The sequence below is a fragment of the Streptomyces sp. NPDC050856 genome (assembly GCF_040653855.1).
Lineage (GTDB): Bacteria > Actinomycetota > Actinomycetes > Streptomycetales > Streptomycetaceae > Streptomyces.
The window spans coordinates 1-22213 of record NZ_JBFAGV010000005.1; the positions used below are offsets into that span (position 1 = coordinate 1).

At 74.2% G+C, this 22213-nt stretch carries 20 protein-coding genes and 2 pseudogenes; 9 read left to right on the forward strand and 13 right to left on the reverse strand.

Features of this window, described 5'->3' with window-relative positions; genetic code table 11:
- The first annotated feature begins 4 nt into the window (after positions 1–4).
- A complete protein-coding gene (locus AB0H53_RS06235) occupies positions 5–112 on the forward strand; it encodes a DUF4383 domain-containing protein (protein ID WP_362108547.1) in 108 nt (35 codons plus the stop codon).
- A 9-nt stretch (positions 113–121) separates the two neighbouring features.
- Positions 122–805, forward strand: coding sequence for a hemerythrin domain-containing protein (locus AB0H53_RS06240; protein ID WP_362108019.1), 684 nt, complete (start codon positions 122–124; stop codon positions 803–805).
- A 16-nt stretch (positions 806–821) separates the two neighbouring features.
- Here the strand turns inward: AB0H53_RS06240 and AB0H53_RS06245 are convergent, their stop codons facing one another.
- Positions 822–1601 carry a GNAT family N-acetyltransferase gene (locus AB0H53_RS06245; protein ID WP_362108022.1) on the reverse strand — a complete coding sequence of 260 codons (780 nt, stop codon included), beginning with the start codon at positions 1599–1601 and terminating at the stop codon, positions 822–824.
- A gap of 144 nt (positions 1602–1745) precedes the next feature.
- On the opposite strand from AB0H53_RS06245, the gene AB0H53_RS06250 reads away from it, so the two are divergent.
- The gene (locus AB0H53_RS06250; protein WP_362108025.1) at positions 1746–2600 is read left to right on the forward strand and encodes a MerR family transcriptional regulator; all 855 of its coding nucleotides are present in this window, start codon (positions 1746–1748) and stop codon (positions 2598–2600) included.
- A 140-nt stretch (positions 2601–2740) separates the two neighbouring features.
- Here the strand turns inward: AB0H53_RS06250 and AB0H53_RS06255 are convergent.
- The 4 genes and pseudogenes from AB0H53_RS06255 to AB0H53_RS06270 form a co-directional block, all read right to left on the reverse strand.
- A pseudogene (locus AB0H53_RS06255) lies at positions 2741–4920 on the reverse strand (3-hydroxyacyl-CoA dehydrogenase NAD-binding domain-containing protein).
- A 46-nt stretch (positions 4921–4966) separates the two neighbouring features.
- Entirely contained in the window at positions 4967–6181 is a 1215-nt protein-coding gene (locus AB0H53_RS06260) for an acetyl-CoA C-acetyltransferase (protein ID WP_362108028.1), read from the reverse strand.
- Between the two features lie 3 nt (positions 6182–6184).
- A complete protein-coding gene (locus AB0H53_RS06265; RefSeq protein ID WP_362108031.1) occupies positions 6185–7345 on the reverse strand; it encodes an acyl-CoA dehydrogenase family protein in 1161 nt (386 codons plus the stop codon).
- The gene (locus AB0H53_RS06270) at positions 7342–8541 is read right to left on the reverse strand and encodes a CaiB/BaiF CoA-transferase family protein (protein WP_362108034.1); all 1200 of its coding nucleotides are present in this window, start codon (positions 8539–8541) and stop codon (positions 7342–7344) included. Before AB0H53_RS06270 ends, AB0H53_RS06265 begins: the two co-directional genes overlap by 4 nt.
- Positions 8542–8772: 231 nt before the next feature.
- Here AB0H53_RS06270 and AB0H53_RS06275 point away from each other — a divergent pair, with 231 nt between their 5' ends.
- Positions 8773–9966 carry a saccharopine dehydrogenase NADP-binding domain-containing protein gene (locus tag AB0H53_RS06275; protein ID WP_362108037.1) on the forward strand — a complete coding sequence of 398 codons (1194 nt, stop codon included), beginning with the start codon at positions 8773–8775 and terminating at the stop codon, positions 9964–9966.
- Positions 9967–9993: 27 nt separating this feature from the next.
- On the opposite strand, the gene AB0H53_RS06280 is transcribed toward AB0H53_RS06275, so the two are convergent.
- Positions 9994–10683 carry an endonuclease V gene (locus tag AB0H53_RS06280; protein WP_362108039.1) on the reverse strand — a complete coding sequence of 230 codons (690 nt, stop codon included), beginning with the start codon at positions 10681–10683 and terminating at the stop codon, positions 9994–9996.
- 147 nt (positions 10684–10830) lie between these two features.
- On the opposite strand from AB0H53_RS06280, the gene AB0H53_RS06285 reads away from it, so the two are divergent.
- Complete coding sequence (locus AB0H53_RS06285; RefSeq protein ID WP_362108042.1) at positions 10831–11130, forward strand: YciI family protein; 300 nt, start codon at positions 10831–10833, stop codon at positions 11128–11130.
- A 64-nt stretch (positions 11131–11194) separates the two neighbouring features.
- Here the strand turns inward: AB0H53_RS06285 and AB0H53_RS06290 are convergent, their stop codons facing one another.
- Complete coding sequence (locus AB0H53_RS06290; protein WP_362108045.1) at positions 11195–12505, reverse strand: oxidoreductase; 1311 nt, start codon at positions 12503–12505, stop codon at positions 11195–11197.
- A gap of 157 nt (positions 12506–12662) precedes the next feature.
- Here AB0H53_RS06290 and AB0H53_RS06295 point away from each other — a divergent pair, with 157 nt between their 5' ends.
- From AB0H53_RS06295 to AB0H53_RS06305, 3 genes are all read left to right on the forward strand, one after another.
- Positions 12663–13079: an SsgA family sporulation/cell division regulator gene (locus tag AB0H53_RS06295; protein WP_362108048.1), complete on the forward strand. Its 417-nt coding sequence runs from the start codon at positions 12663–12665 to the stop codon at positions 13077–13079.
- Between the two features lie 260 nt (positions 13080–13339).
- Positions 13340–14980, forward strand: a complete 1641-nt coding sequence (locus AB0H53_RS06300; protein WP_362108051.1) for an ABC-F family ATP-binding cassette domain-containing protein — start codon at positions 13340–13342, stop codon at positions 14978–14980.
- A gap of 384 nt (positions 14981–15364) precedes the next feature.
- The gene (locus tag AB0H53_RS06305) at positions 15365–16339 is read left to right on the forward strand and encodes an acyl-ACP desaturase (protein WP_362108054.1); all 975 of its coding nucleotides are present in this window, start codon (positions 15365–15367) and stop codon (positions 16337–16339) included.
- 31 nt (positions 16340–16370) lie between these two features.
- On the opposite strand, the pseudogene AB0H53_RS06310 reads toward AB0H53_RS06305, so the two are convergent.
- The 4 genes and pseudogenes from AB0H53_RS06310 to ligD form a co-directional block, all read right to left on the reverse strand.
- Positions 16371–16532, reverse strand: a pseudogene (locus AB0H53_RS06310) (short-chain dehydrogenase); the annotation flags it as partial.
- Positions 16533–16673: 141 nt separating this feature from the next.
- Positions 16674–16928, reverse strand: coding sequence for a WhiB family transcriptional regulator (locus tag AB0H53_RS06315; RefSeq protein ID WP_362108057.1), 255 nt, complete (start codon positions 16926–16928; stop codon positions 16674–16676).
- Positions 16929–17062: 134 nt separating this feature from the next.
- Entirely contained in the window at positions 17063–17866 is an 804-nt protein-coding gene (locus tag AB0H53_RS06320) for a VOC family protein (RefSeq protein ID WP_362108060.1), read from the reverse strand.
- Between the two features lie 242 nt (positions 17867–18108).
- Positions 18109–19119 (reverse strand): non-homologous end-joining DNA ligase, encoded by a 1011-nt coding sequence (gene ligD, locus AB0H53_RS06325; protein ID WP_362108063.1) that lies wholly within the window; start codon positions 19117–19119, stop codon positions 18109–18111.
- Between the two features lie 75 nt (positions 19120–19194).
- On the opposite strand from ligD, the gene AB0H53_RS06330 reads away from it, so the two are divergent.
- Positions 19195–20262: an ATP-dependent DNA ligase gene (locus AB0H53_RS06330; RefSeq protein ID WP_362108066.1), complete on the forward strand. Its 1068-nt coding sequence runs from the start codon at positions 19195–19197 to the stop codon at positions 20260–20262.
- Here AB0H53_RS06330 and AB0H53_RS06335 read toward each other — a convergent pair.
- Entirely contained in the window at positions 20248–21519 is a 1272-nt protein-coding gene (locus tag AB0H53_RS06335) for a lytic transglycosylase domain-containing protein (protein ID WP_362108069.1), read from the reverse strand. The genes AB0H53_RS06330 and AB0H53_RS06335 overlap by 15 nt on opposite strands.
- A complete protein-coding gene (locus AB0H53_RS06340) occupies positions 21516–22208 on the reverse strand; it encodes a hypothetical protein (RefSeq protein ID WP_362108071.1) in 693 nt (230 codons plus the stop codon). The genes AB0H53_RS06335 and AB0H53_RS06340 overlap by 4 nt, the downstream gene beginning before the upstream one ends.
- Positions 22209–22213: the final 5 nt, after the last annotated feature.

Sequence of the window (22213 nt, forward strand, 5' to 3'; positions counted from 1 at the left end):
CTTCATCCCGGTCAACACCGCCGACAACTGGCTGCACCTCGTCCTCGGCCTCGCCATGATCGCCCTGGGCGTCCTGCTCACCCGCCGTACCGGCCACCGGGCCGCGCGGTAGGGGCGGGACATGGCTGTCTCCATCGCTCAGCAGAGCGTCGACCAGCTCGGTGGTGAGGCGAGCGTCCTGGCGCGGCAGCGCCGGGACCACGCCGAGCTCGACCGGCTGATGAACCTGTACGAATCGGGTGGCCAGGACAGGGACGAGCGGCGGCGCACGCTGAGGGACATCGTCCAGCTCACCTTCAGCCACGCCTTCGCCGAGGAGACCGTGCTGTGGCCCGCGCTCCGGCGGCTCGCTCCCGACGGCGAGGAGCTGACCGCACGGGTGGAGGAGGAGCACCAGGAGATCAGCCACCTCGTCGCCGGGATGGAGCGGCTGGACCCCGGCGATCCCCGCCACGAAGAGCTGACCGCCCGCGTCTTCGCGCTGATCCGGCAGGACATCCGGGACGAGGAGGACCTGCTGCTCCCCCGGCTCCAGGAGGCGCTGGGGCACGACCGCACCCGTCTGCGGCGGCTGGGCTCGGCGTGGGAGACGGTACGCAGGACCGCCCCCACCCACCCGCACCCGGCCGTGTCGCGCCGACCGCCCGGCAACGCCCTGGTGGGCGTCCCGCTGAGCGCCTTCGACCGGGCGCGGGACCTGTGGCCGGCCGGGACGCGCGGTCCGCTCGGGCGGGTGGTCGCGGTGGTGGCCGCCGCCCTCGCCGCCGTGTGGCTCGCGGCCAGGTCGCTGCGCGGGCGGCGCTGACGCCCCGGCCGCGCGGTCACACCTCGTACCGGTACGGCGTGGTCGTGGAGAGCTGGGTGAAGCCCAGGCGCCGCAGGATGGGACTACTGTCGCGGGAGGCGTCGACCTGGAGGTGGCGGTAGCCGCGCGCCACGGCGATACGGGCCCGGTGGGCGACCAGGGCGCGATAGACGCCTCTGCCCCGCCAGTCCCGTACGGTGCCGCCGCCCCACAGTCCCGCGAAGGCCTTGCCGGGCGGCAGCTCCACGCGCGCGGAGCTCACCGGCCGCCCGCCCGCCAGGGCGACGACGGCGACGACCGTGCCGGGGTCGGTGGCGAGCCGGTCGGTGAGCTGCCGGGCCAGGGGGCCACTGTCCGTGCCGAACGCCTGCTCATGGACGTCCGCCATAAGCCGCACCCCGGCGGCGTCGGTGACCGGCCGCAGGACGACGCCCCGGGGTGGCTCGGTGGCCAGGCCGGCGACGGCGGCGGCGTCGGCGACCAGCAGCGCTTCCTCGGGCTCGGGCCGGAAGCCCGCCGCGCGCAACCGTCCGCCGAGGTCGCCCGGCCGGTCGTGGGCGTACAGCTTCCACTCGAAGCCGAGGCCCAGCGCGGTGAAGTGGGCGATCTGCCGGGCAATGGCCCGGTCCGCGTCCGCCGGCCCCAGGTCGGACCAGAGGACCCCGTTCCAGCCATGGGCCGGGCCGGTCTGCCGCATCACCCCCGCCACCCGCTCGACCGTGGCACCGGGCATGTCGGGCAGGGCGTCCCGCCGCATCTCCCGGTCGAACAGCTCTCGTACCGCTCCCTCGTCCATGGGCGCCAGCGGACCATCGCGGGAGCCCGGGCGGCAACCGGGTTTCCCGGGGCGGGCGCCCACCCGCCCGGCAGCGCTTTCACATCGTTGGTGACACAGCAATACTGTTGCGTCGGAGGACCGCGACACCGGAAGTGAGGCCCCATGGCGACCGAGGCGACCGAGGTGTCCGGGGCGGCCGGACCGATCCGGACGACCGGGCCCGGACCGGCCGGGGCCGGGCGGGCCGGCGGCGGCGGGGAGCAGCCGGCGCTCACCGTCGACGAGCTGGCCGCCCGCGCCGGGGTCACCGTGCGCACCGTCCGGTTCTACAGCACGCGCGGGCTGCTGCCCCCACCGGTGATCGGGCCGCGCCGGGTGGGTCTCTACGGGCCGGAGCACCTGGCCCGGCTGGCGCTGATCGAGGAGTTGCGGCACCAGGGCATGACGCTGGCCGCGATCGAACGGTACCTGGAGCAGCTCCCGCCGGACCTGAGCGCCCACGACCTGGCCATCCACCGCGCGCTGGTGGCGACGTGGGCGCCCGACGCGGCGGAGGACGCCACCCGCGCGGAGCTGGAGCGGCGCGCGGGCCGGCCGCTCACCGACGAGGACCTGGACCGGCTCGCCGCGATGGACGTGCTGACGCGCGGCGAGGGCCCGGCCGGGAGCTCGGGCGGCGGGACGGCCGGTGCGGCCGGTGGTGAGGAAACGTTCCGGGTGGATCCCGGCCTGTTGCGGCTCGGCATCCGGCTGCTGGACGTGCCCATCGCGCACGAGACGATCCTGGCCGCCCGGACGGTCCTGCTGGAGCACACCCGTATGGCCGCGCAGGAGCTGACCCGGCTGTTCCGGGACGAGGTGTGGGACCCGTACCGGGAGCGCGAAGCGGACCCGGAGCACCTGGCGGCGATGAAGTCGCTGTCCGCCCATATGCAGCCGCTGGTGGTGCAGGCGCTGGTCACGGCTTTCCAGCGATCCCTGAAGGAGGAGCTGGGGGCCGCGTTCCGCGCGCGGTGACGGTGACCGCCACCACCCACTCCCCCGTCCGCCCGGTGCCGCGCCCCGCCACCCGGGAGCGCCGGGGCGCCGGGGCACTGCCGGGGCGGCCGCCCGGCGGACCGGGTGGCCGCACGCCGGTCGCGGCGCTCCCGATGGGTTCAGTCGCGGAACGTCTCGCCGCGTTCGGCCTTCTCCAGCAGCAGCGCCGGCGGCTGGAACCGCTCCCCGTACCGCTCGGCCAGTTCCCGCGCCCGCGCCGCGAAGCCCGCCGGGCCGCCCTCGTAACCGTTGATGTACTGGAGCACCCCGCCCGTCCACGCCGGGAAGCCGATACCCATGATCGAGCCGATGTTGGCGTCGGCGACCGAGGTCAGCACGCCCTCCTCCAGGCAGCGGACGCTGTCCAGCGCCTCCGCGAAGAGCATCCGCTCCTTCATGTCCTCGAACGGCACCGCCGCGCCGTCCCGGCCGAAGTGCTCGCGCAGTCCCGGCCACAGTCCGAGCCGGGTGCCGTCCTCGGCGTAGTCGTAGAACCCGGCGCCACCGCCGCGCCCGGTCCGCCCGAACTCGTCCACCATCCGGTCGATCACCGCGTCCGACGGGTGCCCCGGCCAGGTGCCGCCCGCCTCCTCGACGGCCCGCCTCGTCTCGTCGCGGATCTTGCGCGGGAGGGTGAGGGTCAGCTCGTCCATCAGCGACAGCACCTTCGCCGGGTAGCCGGCCTGCGCCGCCGCCTGCTCGATGGACGCGGGCTCGACGCCCTCGCCGACCATGGCCACGCCCTCGTTGATGAACTGGCCGATGACGCGGGAGGTGAAGAAGCCCCGGGAGTCATTGACCACGATCGGCGTCTTGTTGATCCGGCGTACCAGGTCGAAGGCGCGCGCCAGGGCCTCGTCGCCCGTGCGGTCGCCTCTGATGATCTCGACCAGCGGCATCTTGTCGACGGGTGAGAAGAAGTGCAGTCCGATGAAGTCGGCCGGCCGCTCGACGCCCTTGGCCAGCAAGGTGATCGGCAGGGTGGAGGTGTTGGAGCACAGCAGGGCGTCGGGGGCGACGACGTCCTGGATCTCCTGGAACACCTTGTGCTTGAGGGCCGAGTCCTCGAACACCGCCTCGATGACCGCGTCACAACCCGCCAGGTCGGCCGGGTCGGCGGTCGGGGTGATGCGCGCCAGCAGCTCGTCGCGCCGCGCCTCGGTCGTACGGCCCCGGGACAGCGCCTTGGCGAGGAGCTTCTCGGAGTAGGCCTTGCCCCTGCGGGCGGCTTCGGCTGAGACGTCCTTCAGGACGACCTCGATCCCGGCCCTCGCGCAGGAGTACGCGATCCCGGCGCCCATCATCCCGGCGCCCAGGACCGCGACCTTGCGGACCGTGCGCGGCTCGATGCCCCGGGGGCGGCTCGCACCGGAGTTGACCGCCTGGAGGTCGAAGAAGAACGCCTGGATCATGTTCTTGGCGGTCCGGCCGGTCACCAGCTCGGTGAAGTAGCGGGCCTCGATGACCTGCGCGGTCTCGAAGTCGACTGGGAGCCTTCGACGGCGGCGGCGAGGATGTTGCGCGGCGCCGGGTAAGGGGCGCCGTTGAGCTGCTTCTTCAGGTTCGCCGGGAAGGCGGGCAGGTTGGCGGCGAACCGGGGGCTGGAGGGCGTGCCGCCCGGGATCCGGTACCCCTCGACGTCCCAGGGCTGCCGCGACTCCGGGTGGGCGTCGATGAAGGCCCGCGCCTTGTCGAGCATCTCCTCGGTGGTGGCGGCGACCTCGTGGACGAGGCCGTTCTCCAGGGCCCGCGCCGGGGAGTACTGGGTGCCCTGGAGGAGTACCTTCAGCAGCGCGTCCGCGATGCCCATCAGGCGCACGGTGCGGGTGACGCCGCCGCCCGCCGGCAGCAGGCCGAGGGTGACCTCGGGCAGGCCGATCCTGGAACCGGGCGCGTCGAGGGCGACGCGGTGGTGGCAGGCGAGGGCGATCTCGTAGCCACCGCCCAGGGCGGCGCCGTTGATGGCGGCGACGACCGGCTTGCCGAGGGTCTCGATGCGGCGCAGGGAGCGCTTGATGGCCAGGCCCGCCTCGAAGACCTGCTCGGCGTCGGCCGGACCGGCCTTGATCATGTCCTTGAGGTCGCCGCCCGCGAAGAAGGTCTTCTTCGCGGAGGTGACGATGATGCCCCGGATGGATTCCCGCTCCGTCTCCGCGCGGTCGGCGATCGCCGCGAGGGACTCCCTGAACCCCTGGTTCATGGTGTTGGCGGACTGACGGGGGTCGTCGAGAACGAGGGTGACGACACCGGTCTCGTCCTGCTCCCACCGGATGGTGGAACTCGTCGGCACTGCTGTCATTGCTGTTTCTCCGTAACGGGCCCGAGAGGGTGGGTGGACGGGAGGGTCAGACGCGCTCGATGACGGTGGCGATGCCCATACCGCCGCCGACGCACAGCGTGGCGAGGCCGTACCGCTTGTCCTGGCGCTCCAGTTCGTCCAGGAGGGTGCCGAGGATCATCGCGCCAGTCGCGCCCAGCGGGTGGCCCATGGCGATGGCGCCGCCGTTGACGTTGATCCGGTCCAGCGGGAGCCCCATGTCCTTGGCGAACCGCAGGACGACCCCGGCGAACGCCTCGTTGATCTCCACCAGGTCGATGTCGTCGATGGTGAGACCGGCCTTGGCCAGTGCCTTGCGGGTGGCGGGCGCGGGTCCGGTGAGCATGATGGTGGGCTCGGAGCCCGAGACGGCCGCCGAGAGGATCCGGGCACGCGGCGTCAGCCCGTACCGCTCGCCGACCTCCTTGGAGCCGACGGCGACGAGGGCGGCACCGTCGACGATGCCGGAGGAGTTGCCGGCGTGGTGGACGTGGTCGATCCTCTCGATCCAGTGGTACTTCTGCAGGGCGACGGCGTCGAAGCCGCCCGTCTCGCCGATGGCGGCGAACGAGGGCCTGAGGCCGGCGAGCGAGTCGGCGGTGGTGCCGGGCCGCATGTGCTCGTCGTGGTCGAGGACGACGAGGCCGTTGCGGTCGGTGACGGGGACCACGGACCGGTCGAAGCGGCCCTCCTTCCACGCCGTGGCGGCCCGCTCCTGCGACAGGGCCGCGTACTCGTCCACGTCGCGCCGCGAGTAGCCCTCCAGGGTGGCGATGAGGTCGGCGCCGATGCCCTGCGGGACGAAGCCCGTCTCGTGGTTGGTCATCGGGTCGGCGAACCAGGCGCCGCCGTCCGAGGCCATCGGCACGCGAGACATCGACTCGACGCCCCCCGCCAGGACCAGGTCCTCCCAGCCTGACCGGATCTTCATCGCGGCCAGGTTGACGGCTTCGAGACCGGAGGCGCAGAAGCGGTTCTCCTGGACACCGGCGACCGTGTCGGGCAGGCCCGCGGCGATCGCGGCGATCCGCGCGATGTCGGAACCCTGGTCGCCCACCGGTCCCACCACTCCGAGGACGATGTCGTCGATCGCCGCCGGATCCAGGCCGGGGAAGCGGCCCCGCAGCTCGTGGACGAGGCCGACGACCAGGTCGATCGGCTTGGTGCCGTGCAGGGCGCCACTGGCCTTTCCTCGCCCGCGCGGGGTGCGGACGGCGTCGTACACATACGCTTCGGTGCTCACGGGTCAGGCCTTTCGGGAGGGTTGGTCGAGCAGGGAGCGGCCGATGATCTCCTTCATGATCTCGGTCGTGCCGCCGTAGATGGTCTGGATCCGGCCGTCGGTGAACGCCCTCGCCACCGGGTACTCGGCCATGTAGCCGTATCCACCGTGCAACTGGAGGCACCGGTCGGCGACCCGCTTCTGCAGTTCGGTGGCCCACCACTTGGCCATGGAGGCGTGCACGGCGTCGAGTTCCCCGTTCGAGTGGTCCACGACGCAGCGGTCCAGAAAGGCCCGGGTGACGGCGCACTCGGTGGCCATTTCCGCGATCTCGAAGCGGATGTGCTGGAGCCTGGCGAGCGGCCGTCCGAACGCCTCCCGCTCCTGGACGTACCGGGTGGTGATCTCCAGTACGTGTTCGGCCGCGGCGATGCCCGCGACGGCGATGGCCATCCGCTCCTGGGCCAGGTTCGTCATCAGGTGGACGAAGGCACCGTTGAGCTCGCCGAGCAGGTTGTCCTTGGGGACGCGGACGTCGTGGAAGAAGAGCTCCGCCGTGTCCTGCGACTTCTGCCCGATCTTGTCGAGGTTGCGGCCGCGTTCGAAGCCGTCCATGCCCCGTTCGACCACGAGCAGGGACAGGCCGTGCGCACCGCCCTCCGGGGTGGTCCTGGCGACGACGATCACCAGATCGGCGAGGATGCCGTTGGAGATGAACGTCTTGGACCCGTTGAGCAGCCAGTGGTCGCCCCGGTCCTCGGCGGTGGTGCGGATGGCCTGGAGGTCGGAGCCGGCGCCCGGCTCGGTCATGGCGATGGCGCCGATCAGCTCCCCGGAGCAGAAGCCGGGCAGCCAGCGGCGCTTCTGCTCCTCGGTGGCCAGGCCGGTCAGGTACGGGCCGACGATGTCGTTGTGGAGTCCCAGGGCCAGGCCGGGGGCGGCGGCGCGGGTGAACTCCTCGGCGAGGACGGCGCTGTAGCGGAAGTCGGTGGTGCCCCCGCCGCCGTACTCCTCGGGGACCGCCGGGCCCAGCAGCCCTTGGCGGCCGGCCGCCAGCCAGACGTCGCGCGAGACGATGCCGTCCTTCTCCCACTGCTCGTAGTGGGGCAGCACCTCCTTGGCGAGGAAGGCCCGGACGGTCTCGCGGAACGCGTCGTGCTCGGCGCTGAAGAGCCGGCGCTTCACCTGGGGCCTCCTGTCGGGCCGGTTCCCGGCCGGGTGTCGGACGGGGGCGCGGGCCCCGGCGCGGGCGGGGGCGGCGGCTGCCGGAGGCTCGGCACGTCCCAGTCGCGGGCCACCTCGTCGCCGTGCGCGCCCGGCCGTGCGGGCGGGCGGCGCAGGGCGGCGGGCGTGGCGGAGAAGCGGGGCGCGGGCGCGGGCTGCGTGATCCCGCCGTGTTCGACGAAGGTGCCGCGTGCCGCGAGGTGGGGGTGCCCGGGGGCCTCCCGCAGGGAGAGGACGGGGGCGACGCAGGCGTCGGAGCCCTCGAAGACGGCCGTCCACTCCGCGCGGGTCCGGGTCTTGAAGCGGGCGGCGACGGCGGCGCGCAGCTCGCCCCAGCGGGCGAAGTCCTTGCGGGCCCCGGCCATGTCCTGGATCCCCAGCAGTTCGGTGAACTCCTGGTAGAAGCGCGGCTCCAGCGCGCCGACCGCCATGTGGCGGCCGTCGGCGGTCTCGTAGGTGCCGTAGAACGGGCAGCCGCCGTCCAGCAGATTGGTGCCGCGCCGGTCCTGCCAGCCGCCGGCGGCCATCATGGCGTGGATCATCGTGGCGAGGTGGGCGGCGCCGTCGGTGATCGCCGCGTCGACCACCTGGCCGCCGCCGCCCTCGGCGCGCGCGTGCTGGAGGGCCGCGAGGACGCCGACGACGAGGTAGAGCGATCCGCCCGCGTAGTCCCCGACGAGGTTGGCGGGCACCACCGGCGGCTCGCCGTCCTTGCCGATCATGGACAGGGTGCCGGTGACGGCGATGTACCCGATGTCGTGCCCCGCGCGCTCCGCCAGCGGTCCGTCCTGGCCCCAGCCGGTCATCCTCCCGTACACCAGGAGGGGGTTGCGGGCGAGGCACTCCCGCGGCCCGACGCCCAGCCGCTCGGCGACCCCGGGCCGGAACCCCTCGATGAGGATGTCGGCGCGCTCGACGAGGTCGAGCACCCGCGCGGGCCCGTCCTCGGCCTTGAGGTCCAGGAGCACCGAGCGCTTGTTGCGGTTGGTGAGGTCGTACGCCGGGTCGATGCCCAGCCCGGCGCCGCCGGGCCGGTCCACCCGTACCACGTCGGCGCCGAGGTCGCCCAGGAGCATGGCGGCGAACGGGCCGGGGCCGATGCCCGCCAGTTCGACCACCCGCACCCCGGCGAGCGGGCCGTTCCGTGTCGCTGCCATCGAGCCCCCATCACTGTGACACAACCGCTGTAACAGTGCTGATGCTAAGAACGTGTTCCACCCGGCACAAGCCCTGTGGACGAGGGAGCGCCCGGGGCACCGCGGCGGACGCCCGGCGACCGCCGTGCGGCACCGCCGCGATCCCCGGTTCACCTCGCACGCTAGCCTCTGCCTCCGACAACGGCGCGCCGTGGGAACCGGCGGCCGGCCGACCGGACGCCGGAGGGCTGGATGGACAGACGGGACCGCGGCACGCGCAGGGCGTACGACGTCGTGCTCTTCGGGGCGACCGGCTTCGTCGGGGAGCTGACCGCCCGGTACCTCGCCGCACACGCGCCCGCCACCTGCCGGTGGGCGCTGGCCGGGCGCGACCGGGACAGACTGGAGCGGCTGCGCGAACGGCTGGCCGCCGTGGCGCCCCGGTGCGCCGACCTGCCGCTGTTGCGCGCCGACGCCGGCGACCCGGCCGGGCTGCGGGAACTGGCCGAGTCGGCCGCCGTGGTCGCCACCACCGTGGGGCCGTACATCCGGTACGGCGAGGCGCTGGTGGCCGCGTGCGCCGAGGCGGGGACGGACTACGTCGACCTGTCCGGTGAGCCGGAGTTCACCGATCTGACGTACCTGCGCCACGACGCGCGGGCCCGGGAGACCGGGGCCCGGATCGTGCACGCGTGCGGCTTCGATTCCGTCCCGCACGACCTGGGGGTGTACTTCACCGTCGCGCGGCTCCCCGAGGGGGTACCGCTGCGGGTCGACGGCTTCGTCCGTACCGACGCCGCCTTCTCGGGCGGCACGTTCGCCTCCGCGCTCACCGCGATGGGCCGGGGCCGGCAGTCGCTGCGGGCCGCGCGCGAACGGCGGCTGCACGAGCCCCGCCTGGTGGGGCGGCGGGCGCGGGCACCGCTGGGCGGACCGAGGTTCAGCCCGGAGACGGGGGCGTGGGCGCTGCCGCTGCCCACCCTGGACCCGAGGATCGTGGCGCGCTCGGCGGCGGCCCTGCCCCGCTACGGGCCGGACTTCCGCTACCGGCACTACGCGGCCGTCAGGACGCTGCCCATGGCGCTGGGCGGGGTCGCCGCCGTCGGCGCGTGCCTGGCGCTCGCCCAGGTGCCGGCCGCCCGCGACTGGCTGATGGGCCGCTACCGGGCGGGCAGCGGCCCGGACGCGGAACGCCGCGCGCGCAGCTGGTTCTCGGTGCGGTTCGTCGGGGAGGGCGGCGGGCACCGGGTGTTCACCGAGGTCTCGGGGGGTGACCCGGGCTACGACGAGACGGCCAAGATGCTCGCCGAGTCGGCGCTGTGCCTCGCCTTCGACGCGCTGCCCGAGACCGCCGGGCAGGTCACCACGGCCGTCGCGATGGGGGACGCCCTCCTGGAGCGGCTGCGCGCGGCCGGCATCCGGTTCCGGGTCGCCCACGCGCGCTGACAGCGCCTCCGCGCCGGAGGCGGCCGGTCACCCGGTCGCCTGCCGCAGGGCGCGCCGGCACAGGGCGTCGGCGAGGCGGGTGGTCTCCGGAAGGCGGTATCGCGGCGTCAGGCGCAGGGTGTGGGCGCAGGCGTTGTCCAGCGTGACCCGGTGGCCGGCCGAGACGAAGACCGGCTTGACCCCTTCGCGGGTGCGCAGCACCCGGCCGACCTCCTCCTGACCGGCCAGGAGCGGACCGGCGGCGCCCCGGTGGCCGGCGGGCTGCTCGTAGGAGAAGGTGAAGGGGTTCTTCGCCACACCGATCACCGGCAGCCCGGTGAGGACGCCGAGGTGGCTGGCCAGTCCGAAGCGGCGCGGATGGGCCCGGCCGTAGCCGTCGCACACCACCAGCCCGGGCCCGGTGGACAGGGCCCCCAGCGCGGCCAGCACCGCCGGTATCTCACGGAAGGCCAGCAGACCGGGCACGTAGGGGAAGGAGACCCGGCCGACGGCGGTGGCCTCCTGGACCACGGCGAGTGTGCCGGCGTCCAGGACGACGGCCGCCGCCGCGACCAGGTCGCGCTCGTCGTCGTATGCCACGTCGACCCCGGTGACCAGGCCGGTCCCGGGGGGTGGGCCCGGCTCGTCCAGCACGACGCGGTCCCGCAGCGCGTCCTGGACGGCCAGCGCCTCGGTCTCGTTCGTGGGCCAGTCGGCGGGCGTTTCGATCATCGTCATGGTGCCGGTACCCTACGGCCGCCGGGCCGGTCCTGGCCGCGCGGGGCCACGGCCGGCGAAGGGCGCGCACCGGCGGGACGCCCCCTCGGGCCCTCCGCGGCCGGGACCCCGCCGGGGGCTGTTGGAACCGCCCGGTAGCCTGCGGTCATGTTCGTACTGGAATTGACGTACACCGGTCCCATCGAGCGGGTGGACGCGCTCCTCGGGGACCACATGGCCTGGCTCGACGCCCATTACGCGGCCGGGGACTTCATCGCCTCGGGCCGCAAGAACCCGCGCGACGGCGGGATCATCCTGGCCGTGGGGGACGACCGCGCGCGGATCGAGGAGATCACCGGGGCCGACCCCTTCGTCACCGGCGGGGTGTGCGCCTACCGGGTCACCGAGTTCGTCGCCACCAGGACCGCCCCCCAACTCGCCCCGTACCGGCAGCAGCCGGTCTCCTGAGCCACCGGCCGGCACGCGCCGCGCGGCCCCCAGGGGGTGTCTCGCCGATTTCGCCGGGCTCGCGTCACCCGGTGCCGCGCCTCGCCGCGTTGTCGTCGGTCGCCACTGCCCCGCAGTGGCTCCCTCCTCCGCCCCGCGATCCACGGCACCGGACACCACTCCCCGATCCGGCCGACCGACGGGACACCCCCTGGCGCTCCAGGCGCGCGACGCGCCCCTTCTCGCCCGAGGCCCAGCAGCCGTGGTCGGGTGCGCAGTCCACCGAGTCGTACGAGCCGGTGTCCACCGTGCGCCAGGTGCGCCCGCCGTCGGTGGTCAGGTCCGTCCCGGTCGGGCCGACGGCGAGCGCGGCCGACCGGCTGTGCGGCAGCCAGGCGACCCCCGAACGGTAGGCGGGCGGTGGGGTCCGCGCCGGCCGCCAGGTGCGGCCGCCGTCCCCGCTCACCGCCGCCGCCCGGGGTGACGGCTGCCCGGCGCGGTGGTCGCCGCCGACCGCGATGCCGTGCGTCCGGTCTCGGAAGGCCAGGCCGAAGACACCGCGCGCCGGGTCACCGGCCGGTACCGGCGTCCCGGCGACGGTCCAGTTCCGGCCCCGGTCCGCGGAGTGCAGCACGCGCGCCGCGGCACCGCCCCCGGTGGCCAGCCAGACGTCCCCGGGGCCGGCCCCGACCAGGCACTGGCCGCTGGCCGCGAACCCCGCCTCGCCGGGCAGCGCGGCGGGCATGCCGGCACTGGGCAGCACCCGCCACGACCTGCCCCCGTCGGCGGTCGACAGGATCCGGAACCTGCCGTCCACCGGGTCGCTCAGGGCGAGGCCGTGCCGGCTGTCGAGGAAGGTGACGCAGTCGTAGAACGCCCGGGGATCGGTGTTGCGGAACGTCTCGGTCCAGTTCGCGCCGCCGTCCTCGGTGCGGAAGATCCGGGACGCCTCGCCCTCGCCGATCGCCAGCACCACCGCACGCCGCGCGCCGAACGCCTCGACGTCGCGCAGTTCGAGCCCTGCCGCCCCCGGCGGCGAAACGTTCCGCCAGCTACGTCCGCCGTCCGTCGTCCGCAGTACGGTGCCCTGCGAACCGGCCACCCACGCGGTGCTGCGGCCGACCGCCGCCAGGCCCCGGAACCGCACCCGCGCGCCCGTCTCCTTCAACCGCCACCGGCCGGGGCCGGCCGCCACCGGCGCGGTCCGGGCGGGAGCGGCCTCCGTCGCGGCCCTTCCCGCCGCGCCGCCGGGCGCACCGCCGTCGTACGCGGAAGTGGTGAGCGGGGGGGTGGTGTGCGCGGGTGCCGCCTGGGCCGGGGCCGCCAGCGCGGTGGCCAGTGCCGCCCCGCACATCGCCAGGCGGACCGTTCGTCTCGTCTTCCCCATGGACGTCATGGCGCCGGAACGTAGCCCACCCCTCCCCCGCCGTCCAGGCCCCTCCGGCAAGTGACGCAGGTCACGCCCGCTCCCAATGCACGCGGTGGCCGAAAACCTCGTCCTTCCCTCCGTAGGGAGACGTCCGCCGAAGCCGCGCGTGTGAGGGAGCTGGCTCTTGTCCACCGTCATCGAGCAGGCCGTGGAGGCCCGCCTGGTCGCGTCCGCGCCGAGCATGGAGACCGTCCCGGCCACGCTGCGCTACGACCGCCAGGACCCCTTCGCCGTACAGATGGCCTTTCCCGCTCCGGCGACCCTGGAGGGCGTCGACGTGGCCTGGGCGTTCGCGCGGGAGCTCCTCGCGACGGGCGTCGACCGGCCGGCGGGGGTCGGCGACGTACGCGTGCGGCCGTTCGGCTACGACCGCACGGTGGTGGAGTTCCACGCCCCCGAGGGCGTGGCGATGGTGCACATCCGCACCTCGGAGGTGCGCCGCTTCCTGGAGCGGGCCCAGCACCTGGTGCCCTCCGGGCTGGAGCACCGGTTCCTCGAACTGGACCAGCGCCTGGACGAACTGCTGCGCGGCACCTGCTGACGAAATCCCGTTGCGGCCCGCCCCGGGCCGGGCGTAGCGTCGTTCGCGGCCCTGTCGTCGTCGATCGGAGAAGGACGTTGCTCGTCTGAGGTCCGAGACACCGTGTGCGCACAGCCGCTGTCCGCGCTGTGCGTCCCGTGTGCGACCTCGACGTACGAGCCGTCCCACGATCGCCGTACCGGGGCCTTCGTGCTGTCCTGACCGGTCGCCCGGTGTCTCACCCGTTGCCCCAGCCTTCCTCACGCGACCGGGAGACCCGTATGCCTCACACCACTTCCATCACCTGCGCCGACCTGTCCTTCCGCCGGCCGGACGGCACCCGGGTGCTCGACGGTCTCCAGCTCGCCGTCGGACCCGGCCGGACCGGCCTGATCGGCCCCAACGGCTCCGGCAAGTCGACCCTGCTCGAACTGATCGCCGGCGAGCTGGCCCCCACCGGGGGCACGGTCCGCACGGCCGGCGAGGTCGGCCATCTGCCGCAGAACGCCACGCTGGACACCGCCCTGCGCGTCGACCAGGCCCTCGGTGTCGCCGCCACGCGCTCCGCGCTGCACGCCATCGAGGCGGGCGACGCGAGCGAGGAGCACTTCACGGCCGTCGGCGACGACTGGGACGTGGAGGAGCGGGCCCGGGCCACGCTCGACCAGCTCGGGCTCGGCCACGTCGGGCTGGACCGTGCCATCGGCGAGGTGTCGGGCGGCGAGTGCGTACTGCTGCGGCTGGCCGCCCTGCTGCTGGCCCGGCCGGACGTGCTGCTGCTCGACGAACCGACGAACAACCTGGACCTGTACGCGCGGCGGCGGCTGTACGCGGCCGTGGAGTCCTGGTCCGGGGTGCTGGTCGTGGTCAGCCACGACCGGGAACTGCTGGAGCGGGTCGACCGCATCGCCGACCTGCGGGACGGGGAGGTGAAGTGGTACGGAGGCCCCTACTCCGCGTACCGGGAGGCCCTCGCGGCCGAACAGGAGGCGGCCGAACGCATGGTCCGGGTCGCCGAGGCCGATGTGCAGCGGCAGAAGCGCGAGCTGGCCGACGCCCAGGTCAAGCTGGCGCGGCGCAAGCGGTACGGGCAGCGGATGGCCGACAGCAAACGCGAGCCGAAGATCGTGATGGGGGCGCGCAAACGGGCGGCCCAGGAGTCGGCCGGCAAACACCGCATCATGCACACCCGGAAGCTCACCGAGGCGAAGGAGCGGCTGGACGAGGCGGTGGAGGCGGTACGCGACGACGACGAGATCCGCGTCGAGCTGCCGCACACCTCCGTCCCGCCCGGTCGTGAGGTGCTGCTGCTGCGCGACGTGGAACTGCGCCACGGGGCGCGGGCCGGCGGCGAGTTCGAGCTGCGCGGCCCCGAGCGGATCGCGCTCGTCGGGCGCAACGGGGCGGGCAAGACGACCCTGCTGCGCACCATCTCCGGTGAGCTGGCGCCGGTGGCCGGGGAGGTGGTGGCGCGGGTGCCGCTGCGTTTCCTGCCGCAGCGGCTCGATGTGCTGGACGACCGCTTGAGCGTGGTGGACAACGTGGCCCGGTTCGCCCCCACGGCCACCGACAACCGGGTCCGCGCGCGGCTCGCCCGCTTCCTGTTCCGGGGCGCGCGGGCCGACCAGCCGGCCGGGACGCTCTCGGGCGGCGAGCGGTTCCGGGCGGCACTGGCCGCGCTGCTGCTCGCCGAGCCCGCGCCGCAACTGCTGATGCTGGACGAGCCGACGAACAACCTCGACATGGCGAGCGTGGCCGCCCTCACGGCGGCGCTGGACGCGTACGAGGGCGCGCTGATCGTGGCGGGCCACGATGTGGCGTTCCTGGAGTCGATCGGGGTCACCCGCTGGCTGCTGCTGGACGGCGAGCTGCGCCCGACGACGGCCGAGGAGGTGCGGGCGGGGCTGCCCGTCCGGCCGTAGGGGCACCGGGGGCCCGGGACCGGCTGCGGCGGTTGGAGCGGTTGGGGCGGTTGGGGCGGCGGCCCGTCGAGCCGGGGGCCGCCGTCCGGTCGGGCGCCACCGGCGTACGGCGGGATATCTCGGGACAGGGGCGTTCCGGGCCGCGCCCGGCGGGTAGACGCTGGGGGAGCCCATCCGGGTGGCGGCAACCGGGCCAAGAGGCGCACACACCACGTGAGATGCCTCTCGGTCAGGCCCGCGCCACGCCCGTACACCTGGGAACATAACGGATAGTGATCAACCGTCCCCGCGGTTGGGCTTGGCGGAAGCTTACGGTCCCCTTAACCTACGGTCTCGTAACCTACGAACCCGTAGGTAATTCTCCCGTCCCCCAGGAGCACCCGCATGACCCTCACCTCTCCGTACCTCGGCAGTTCGGACGCGTGGACCGACGCCCGGCTGCTGTACGCACTGGAAGAGGTGGTCGAGAAGGAACTCAACCGCCACCTGAAGGTCACCAAGGACTGGATGCCGCACGAGTACGTCCCGTGGGCCGACGGCCGCAACTTCCCCGGCTTCTTCGAGGACGGTGAAGCCTGGCAGCCGGAGCAGTCCAAGGTCACCGACATCGGCAGGATCGCCCTGGTGGTGAACCTGCTGACCGAGGACAACCTGCCCAGCTACCACCACGAGATCGCCTCCCTGTTCGGCCGCGACGGCGCGTGGGGCACCTGGGTGCACCGCTGGACCGCCGAGGAGGGCCGGCACGGCATCGTGATGCGCGACTACCTGCTCGCCTCGCGCGCGGTGGACCCGGACAAGCTGGAGCAGTTCCGGATGGCGCACATGAGCGAGGGCTTCGAGTCGGACAACCGGGACTCGATGCTGCACTCGGTCGCGTACGTCTCCTTCCAGGAGCTGGCCACCCGCATCTCGCACCGCAACACCGGACACCAGTCGGGCGACCCGGTCTGCGACCGGATGCTCGCGCGCATCGCCACCGACGAGAACCTGCACATGGTCTTCTACCGGAACCTGCTCGGCGCCGCCTTCGAGCTCGCGCCGGACCTGACCATGCAGGCGGTCCGGGACGTGGTGGTGAACTTCCGTATGCCGGGTCACGGCATGCCCGGCTTCGAGCGGGCGGCGGCACAGATGGCGATCGGCGAGATCTACAACCTGCGCATCCACCACGACGACGTGCTCCAGCCGGTGCTGCGCTACCTGAAGGTCCTGGAGATCGACGGCCTGGGTCCCGAGGGCCTCAAGGCACAGGAGGAACTGGGCCTGTACATGAACGGCCTGGACGCCGAGGCGGCCAAGTTCGACGAGAAGCTGGCGGCCCGCAAGGCCCGGCTGGCGGCCCGCGCGAGCGCCTGACCCCCAGCAGGCACCGGAGTGGGGCCGCCGCTCACCGGGCGGCCTCACGGTGGCCCTCGGGGGACACGCCGGCCACGGGCGCGCCCGCCTCACCCCGCACGACGGGGGCGTGGACGCGGGCCGCCCCGTCCACCAGGTCCAGCGGTGTACGGACGTCGTGGGCGGCGATCCGGGCCTTGCGCGGCGCGGGATTCCCGGCGGCGCGGTCGCGGGGAACCGCGTGCGGGCACCGGCCGGTGGGACCGGCCTGCCTCGTCACCCTCCCGTGCCCGTGCCCACCGCGCGCCGGGCTCGGCGGGAGCGGCGGGAGCGGCGGGGCCGGAAGACCCGTGGCTCAGCGGCCGTTCCGCCTCAGCAGGTGCCGTTCGTGTTCCGAGAGGCCGCCCCACACGCCGAACCGCTCGTCGTGCGTCAGCGCGTACTCCAGGCACGCCTGCCGGCCCTCGCAGGCGCCGCAGAGACGCTTGGCCTCGGCGGTGGAGGAGCCGGGGGCCGGGAAGAAGAACTCCGGGCCGGTCTGGGCGCACAGGGCGCTCTCCTGCCAGGAGAGTTCGTGGTCGGGGGTCAGGACAGTGGTGTTGATCGGCATGCCGTACACCCTGTCCCACCGGGATAAACGACTCCTCAACGGACGATCAACGGCCGGAGCGCCCGGGCACGGACCGGTCGCACGACGTCAGCATGGGCCTGAGTGCCGTGCTCGGCAAGGGGTTCGCCGGTGTGTCAGCCGGTGCCGTCCACGGGGCTGCTGCGGATGACGGAGAAGCGGGCGCCGTAGGGGTCGGTGAGCCCGGCGACCCGGCCCACCCCGCCCAGGTCGGCGGGTGCCGTCCGGATGGCGCCGCCCAGTCGGCCGGCCCGGGCGGCGGTCGCATCGGGGTCGGTGACCTCGAAGTAGGGCACCCAGCAGGGTCCGTCCGCCGCCTCCACGGGGTCCGCGCCGAGTGGTACGACGCCACCGAACGTGGCGTCCGCGTCCGTGCCGCCCGGGCCGAGCAGGGTGTACGAGCCGCTGCCGTCGGGCCACGGCACGGTGTTGGACTCGATGCCGAGCACCGAGCCGTAGAAGGCGGTCGCGCCCCCGGGGTCCGGGGTGCGGAGCTCCACCCAGCACAGCGTGTTCGGAACGCCGACGACGTCGAGCCCCTTGTTCGCGCCGGGCTGCCACACGGCGAAACCGACACCCTCCGGGTCGGTGAAGACCGCCATCCGGCCCAGGTCGAAGACGTCCATCGGTTCGAACGCCACGGTGCCGCCGGCCGAGCGCACCGCGTCGGCGGTGGCGTCGGCGTCAGGCGTCTGGAAGTAGACGGTCCAGGCGGGCGGCGCCTGCTCGGGCGGAACCGTCATGCCGCCGGCCACGGTCCCGCCGTCCAGCTGGAACATGCCGTAGCCGCCGGCCTCGGGGCCGGCGGACCGGAAGGTCCAGCCGAACAGCTCGCGGTAGAACGACTCGGCGCCCTCGATGTCGGGCGTGCCGAGGTCGAGCCAGTTCGGCGAGCCGGTGACGAATCGGGTGGTGAGCATCGGGTGCTCCTTCGTGGGTGCCCCTGGGTGGTGCGCCTTCCAGCCTCCTCCGGATGTCACCCCGCCGCACCACGAAGGGCCGTCCGGGCGCGCCGCCGAGGGCCGTGCGGACGCACCGCGCACCGGGAACAGGCCGGCCGCACCCGTGGCCAGTGGCTCGGGACGTGGCAGTGGTGCGTCCGCCGGAGGAACCGGCCGGCCCGGTGGTCCTCCGCAGACCCGGGGCGGCGCGCTGACCGGGGTCACTCGGTCTTCCTGGCGCGGCTCGGCTGCACCCGCTTGGGCTCCCCCGGCATCTTGGGGTAGTCCGGCGGGTACGGCAGGTCGCCCACGCCGTGGTCGCGTTCGTCCCGGGCGGCGAGTTCCAGCAGGCTCTCCAGCCCGAAGGCGTGCTCGTCCATGTCGGCGTGGACGTCGCCGTGGTCGGCGTACCGCACCGGCATGGTCGCCAGGTCGAAGTCACGGGGGCTCACCTCACCGAGCTCCTCCCAGCGCAGTGGCGCCGAGACGGGGGCGTGGGGCCTGGGGCGGATGGAGTACGCGGAGGCGATGGTGCGGTCCCTGGCCGTCTGGTTGTAGTCGAAGAAGATCTTCTCGCCCCGCTCCTCCTTCCACCAGGCGGTGGTGACCCGGCCGGGCATGCGCCGTTCCAGCTCCCGGCCGAGCGCGATGGCGGCGCGGCGCACCCGGGTGAAGTCCCAGCGCGGTTCGATGGGCACGAAGACATGGACGCCCCGCCCGCCGGAGGTCTTGGGCCAGCCGCGCAGGCCGTGCTCGTCCAGCAGGGCGCGCAGCTCCTGGGCGGCGCGCACCGCCTCGGGGAAGCCGGTGCCGGGCTGCGGGTCGAGGTCGATGCGCAGTTCGTCCGGGTGGTCCGGCCGGTCACCGCGTACCGGCCAGGGGTGGAAGGTGAGCGTGCCGAGGTTGGCGGCCCAGATGACGGCGGCGATCTCGGTGGGGCGGACCTCGTCGGCGAACCGGCCGCTGGGGAAGGTGATGTGGGCCGTCGCGATCCAGTCGGGCAGGTTCTTCGGCGCGCGCTTCTGGAAGAAGGACTCACCCTCCACACCGTCGACGAAGCGCTCCAGGGTGGTGGGGCGGTCGCGCAGGGCGCGGACGATGCCGGGTCCCACCGCCAGGAAGTAGCGGGCGACGTCCAGCTTCGTGAATCCGCGCTCCGGGAAGTACACCTTGTCCGGGTTGGACAGCCGTACGGTCCGCCCGCCGGCCTCCAGCTCCACCGCGTTTCCCATAGCGGCCACAGTAGGGGGCACCCGGAGAGCCCGCATATCGGGGCATACACGAAAGTACAGGGGCAGAATCGAGCCATGGATCTGCCGGTGATGCCCCCTGTGAAGCCCATGCTGGCCAAGTCCGTGAAGACGATCCCGCCCGGTATGCAGTACGAGGCCAAGTGGGACGGCTTCCGAGCGATCGTCCACCGGGACGGCGGCGAGCTGGTGCTCGGCAGCCGCACCGGCAAGCCCCTGACCCGGTACTTCCCCGAACTGGTCACCGCCCTGACGGCACGGCTCCCGGAGCGCTGCGTGGTCGACGGCGAGATCGTCATCGCCCACGAGGGACGGCTGGACTTCGACCGGCTCACCGAACGCATCCATCCCGCCGCCTCCCGGGTGAGGACCCTGGCAGAGCGCACCCCGGCCCGGTTCGTCGCCTTCGACCTGCTGGCGCTCGGCGACCGCTCGCTGCTGGACACTCCCCTGACCGAGCGCCGGGCAGAGCTGGAGCGGGTCCTGCACGGCGTCGACGCGCCGGTCCATCTGGCACCGGCGACCCACGACATCGAGGTGGCGCGCGGCTGGTTCGAACGCTACGAGGGCGCCGGGCTCGACGGAGTGGTCGCCAAGCCCCTGGACCTGCCCTACCGGCCCGACGCCCGGCTGATGTACAAGATCAAGCACGAGCGGACCGCCGACGTGGTGGTGGCGGGGTACCGCTTCCACAAGACCGGCCCCGTCGTGGGCTCCCTGCTGCTCGGCCTGTACGACGACCGGGGCACCCTCCAGCACGTCGGGGTGTGCGCCGCGTTCACCGCCCGGCGCCGCGCGGAGCTGGTCGAGGAGCTGGAGCCGCTGCGCATGGACCCGCCCGACGCCCACCCGTGGGCGGCCTGGACCGATGAGGCCGCCCACGAGGGCAACCGGCTGCCGGGGGCCCCGAGCCGCTGGTCGGGCAAGAAGGACCTCTCCTGGGTGGCGCTGCGGCCCGAGCGGGTGTGCGAGGTCGGGTACGACCACATGGAGGGCGACCGGTTCCGGCACACGGCCCAGTTCCGCCGGTGGCGGCCGGACCGCACCCCTCGGAGCTGCGGTTACGAGCAGTTGGAGGAGCCGGTCTCCTACGACTTGGACCAGGTCCTGTCAGGAAGTGGCTGAGGGGGGTGGTGACGGGGACGCGGGCGGAGCCGTCGGGGCGGGCGTGGATGTCGGGGCGGGCGTGGATGTCGGGGTGGGTGTCGGGGTGGGCGTGGGTGTCGGGGGCGGGGTGGGCGACGGGGCCGGGGTGGGCGACGGGGCCGTCGGGGTCGGGCTCGGGGTGGGTGTCGGGGCTGTCGGGCTCGGGGTGGGCGTGGGCCTCGGGCCGGGGGCCGGTGGCGGCGTGGTGGGCGCGGGCGGGAGTGACGGCCGCGTGGGAGTGGGGGCCGGTGGCCCGGGGGTGCCGGGTGGACGCGGGGCCGGGACCGGGCGGGAGGGCGGGGCGGGCGGCCGCGGGCCGGCTGCGCCGCCGCCTCCGCCCGGGTGGAAGGCCGGGAGGGTGCCGCCCGCACCGGTGCCGTCCGGTACCGGACGGGCGCCGCCCCGCTGGTAGTGGGCGAGCCACGACAGCACGGTGTCCAGGTATGCGGCCGAGTGGTTGTAGGCCAGGATCGCCCGGTCCAGGTGGGCCGCGACCGTGAGCGTCCGGTCCCCCGCGCACAGGTAGTGGCCGGCCGCCAGCGCGGCGTCGTGGACGTTGCCCGGGTCGTCCCGGCCGTCGCCGTTGCCGTCCGTCCCCCAGCGGGCCCAGGTCGACGGGATGAACTGCATGGGCCCGACCGCCCGGTCGAACGTCGCGTCACCGTCGTACGCGCCGCCGTCGGTGTCGGTGATCCGGGCGAACCCGGCGCCGTTCAGCACGGGCCCGAGGATCGGCGTCAGCGTCGTACCGCCCGCGTCGACCCGGCCGCCGCCGGCATGTCCGGACTCGACCTTACCGATCGCCGCGAGCAGTTGCCAGGGCAGCCGGCAGCCCGGGTCGGTGCGCGCCACCGCGGCCCCGGCACGCCGGTAGGCGGTGAACACCGTGGCCGGTATCCCCGACCGGACGGCCGCCGGCCAGGTGAGGAGCGCACCGCCGAGGACCGAACCCGTCGGGCCCGGCCCGGCGCCGACCGGCCCGGTGACCGGGCCCGCCGGGCCTGGGCGGAACGGACCGGGGACGGTGGCCGCGACCAGCGGCGGCAACTCGGTGTAGTAGGCGTCGTCGTGGGGTGCCGCCGCCTGGGGCCCCGGCCGGCCCGCCGGGGACCGGTGGGCGGCGGGCTCCACCGACCGTGAGGCGCCGGGGGCCTGCGACCCGGTGAGCGCGGCCAGCGTCGCCATCGCCGCGGCCGTCCCGGTCAGCCCGCGCCTCATCCGCCGCAGCCCGCTCATGAGCCCGCCCCCAGGGTGTCGATGGCGGTGATCCGCCAGGTACCGCCGCCACGCCGTGCCTCCACGGCGAACATGGCGGCGCCGTGCGCCGTTTCGTCCTTCTTCGTTGCGGTACGGGTGTTGCTCTGGTCGGCGTAGACGAGCACCCGGGCGCGGTCGCCGTCGATGACTTCCACTCCGCTGTGGGTGACGGTGGTCGTCAGGACGAGTCCCTGCCGGGCGGCCTGCGCGCGGATCGGTGCGAGCATCGCTCGGTGCTGCGCGACGGCCCTGCCGGTGAGGTGCGCCCGCACCGCCTTGTCGGCCGCCGCCGGAGCGGCGTGGTCGTACGAGAAGAGGGCGTTGACCGCCTTGGTGACCTGGCCCTTGACCTCACTGGTGCGGGAGGCGTCGGTGAGGGCGGCGTTCCGAACCGCCGGCCGGTCGCGCAGGGCGGACGCCTCGGTGCCGGCCCAGGCGGCGAAGCCGCCGAGCAGGACGGTGAGTACGGCCAGGCCGGCCGGGAGACGGCCGCGCGGCGCCCTCTTCGGCTGGTCGCGCACGGTTCCGGCGTCACGCGCCCGCTCCGTGGTCCGCGCCCGCCCGGTGGCCGCGGCGGGCCGCGCGGTGGACCTGGCGGGAGCCGGGCGGGTGGCCTGGGCGGTGGCCAGTCTGCGCTGCCGGTTGATGAGGTGACGGGTCGTCGGCATGGGGT

What these genes read in the sequence shown, in the direction of transcription:
- AB0H53_RS06305 (WP_362108054.1), top strand. Translation starts at nt 15,365, where the DNA reads ATGACCCTCACCTCTCCGTACCTCGGCAGTTCGGACGCGTGGACCGAC.
- ligD (WP_362108063.1), bottom strand. Translation starts at nt 19,119, where the DNA reads ATGGGAAACGCGGTGGAGCTGGAGGCCGGCGGGCGGACCGTACGGCTG.
- AB0H53_RS06270 (WP_362108034.1), bottom strand. Translation starts at nt 8,541, where the DNA reads ATGGCAGCGACACGGAACGGCCCGCTCGCCGGGGTGCGGGTGGTCGAA.
- AB0H53_RS06285 (WP_362108042.1), top strand. Translation starts at nt 10,831, where the DNA reads ATGTTCGTACTGGAATTGACGTACACCGGTCCCATCGAGCGGGTGGAC.
- AB0H53_RS06275 (WP_362108037.1), top strand. Translation starts at nt 8,773, where the DNA reads ATGGACAGACGGGACCGCGGCACGCGCAGGGCGTACGACGTCGTGCTC.
- AB0H53_RS06290 (WP_362108045.1), bottom strand. Translation starts at nt 12,505, where the DNA reads ATGACGTCCATGGGGAAGACGAGACGAACGGTCCGCCTGGCGATGTGC.
- AB0H53_RS06340 (WP_362108071.1), bottom strand. Translation starts at nt 22,208, where the DNA reads ATGCCGACGACCCGTCACCTCATCAACCGGCAGCGCAGACTGGCCACC.
- AB0H53_RS06240 (WP_362108019.1), top strand. Translation starts at nt 122, where the DNA reads ATGGCTGTCTCCATCGCTCAGCAGAGCGTCGACCAGCTCGGTGGTGAG.
- AB0H53_RS06250 (WP_362108025.1), top strand. Translation starts at nt 1,746, where the DNA reads ATGGCGACCGAGGCGACCGAGGTGTCCGGGGCGGCCGGACCGATCCGG.
- AB0H53_RS06330 (WP_362108066.1), top strand. Translation starts at nt 19,195, where the DNA reads ATGGATCTGCCGGTGATGCCCCCTGTGAAGCCCATGCTGGCCAAGTCC.
- AB0H53_RS06315 (WP_362108057.1), bottom strand. Translation starts at nt 16,928, where the DNA reads ATGCCGATCAACACCACTGTCCTGACCCCCGACCACGAACTCTCCTGG.
- AB0H53_RS06335 (WP_362108069.1), bottom strand. Translation starts at nt 21,519, where the DNA reads ATGAGCGGGCTGCGGCGGATGAGGCGCGGGCTGACCGGGACGGCCGCG.
- AB0H53_RS06245 (WP_362108022.1), bottom strand. Translation starts at nt 1,601, where the DNA reads ATGGACGAGGGAGCGGTACGAGAGCTGTTCGACCGGGAGATGCGGCGG.
- AB0H53_RS06320 (WP_362108060.1), bottom strand. Translation starts at nt 17,866, where the DNA reads ATGCTCACCACCCGATTCGTCACCGGCTCGCCGAACTGGCTCGACCTC.
- AB0H53_RS06280 (WP_362108039.1), bottom strand. Translation starts at nt 10,683, where the DNA reads ATGACGATGATCGAAACGCCCGCCGACTGGCCCACGAACGAGACCGAG.
- AB0H53_RS06300 (WP_362108051.1), top strand. Translation starts at nt 13,340, where the DNA reads ATGCCTCACACCACTTCCATCACCTGCGCCGACCTGTCCTTCCGCCGG.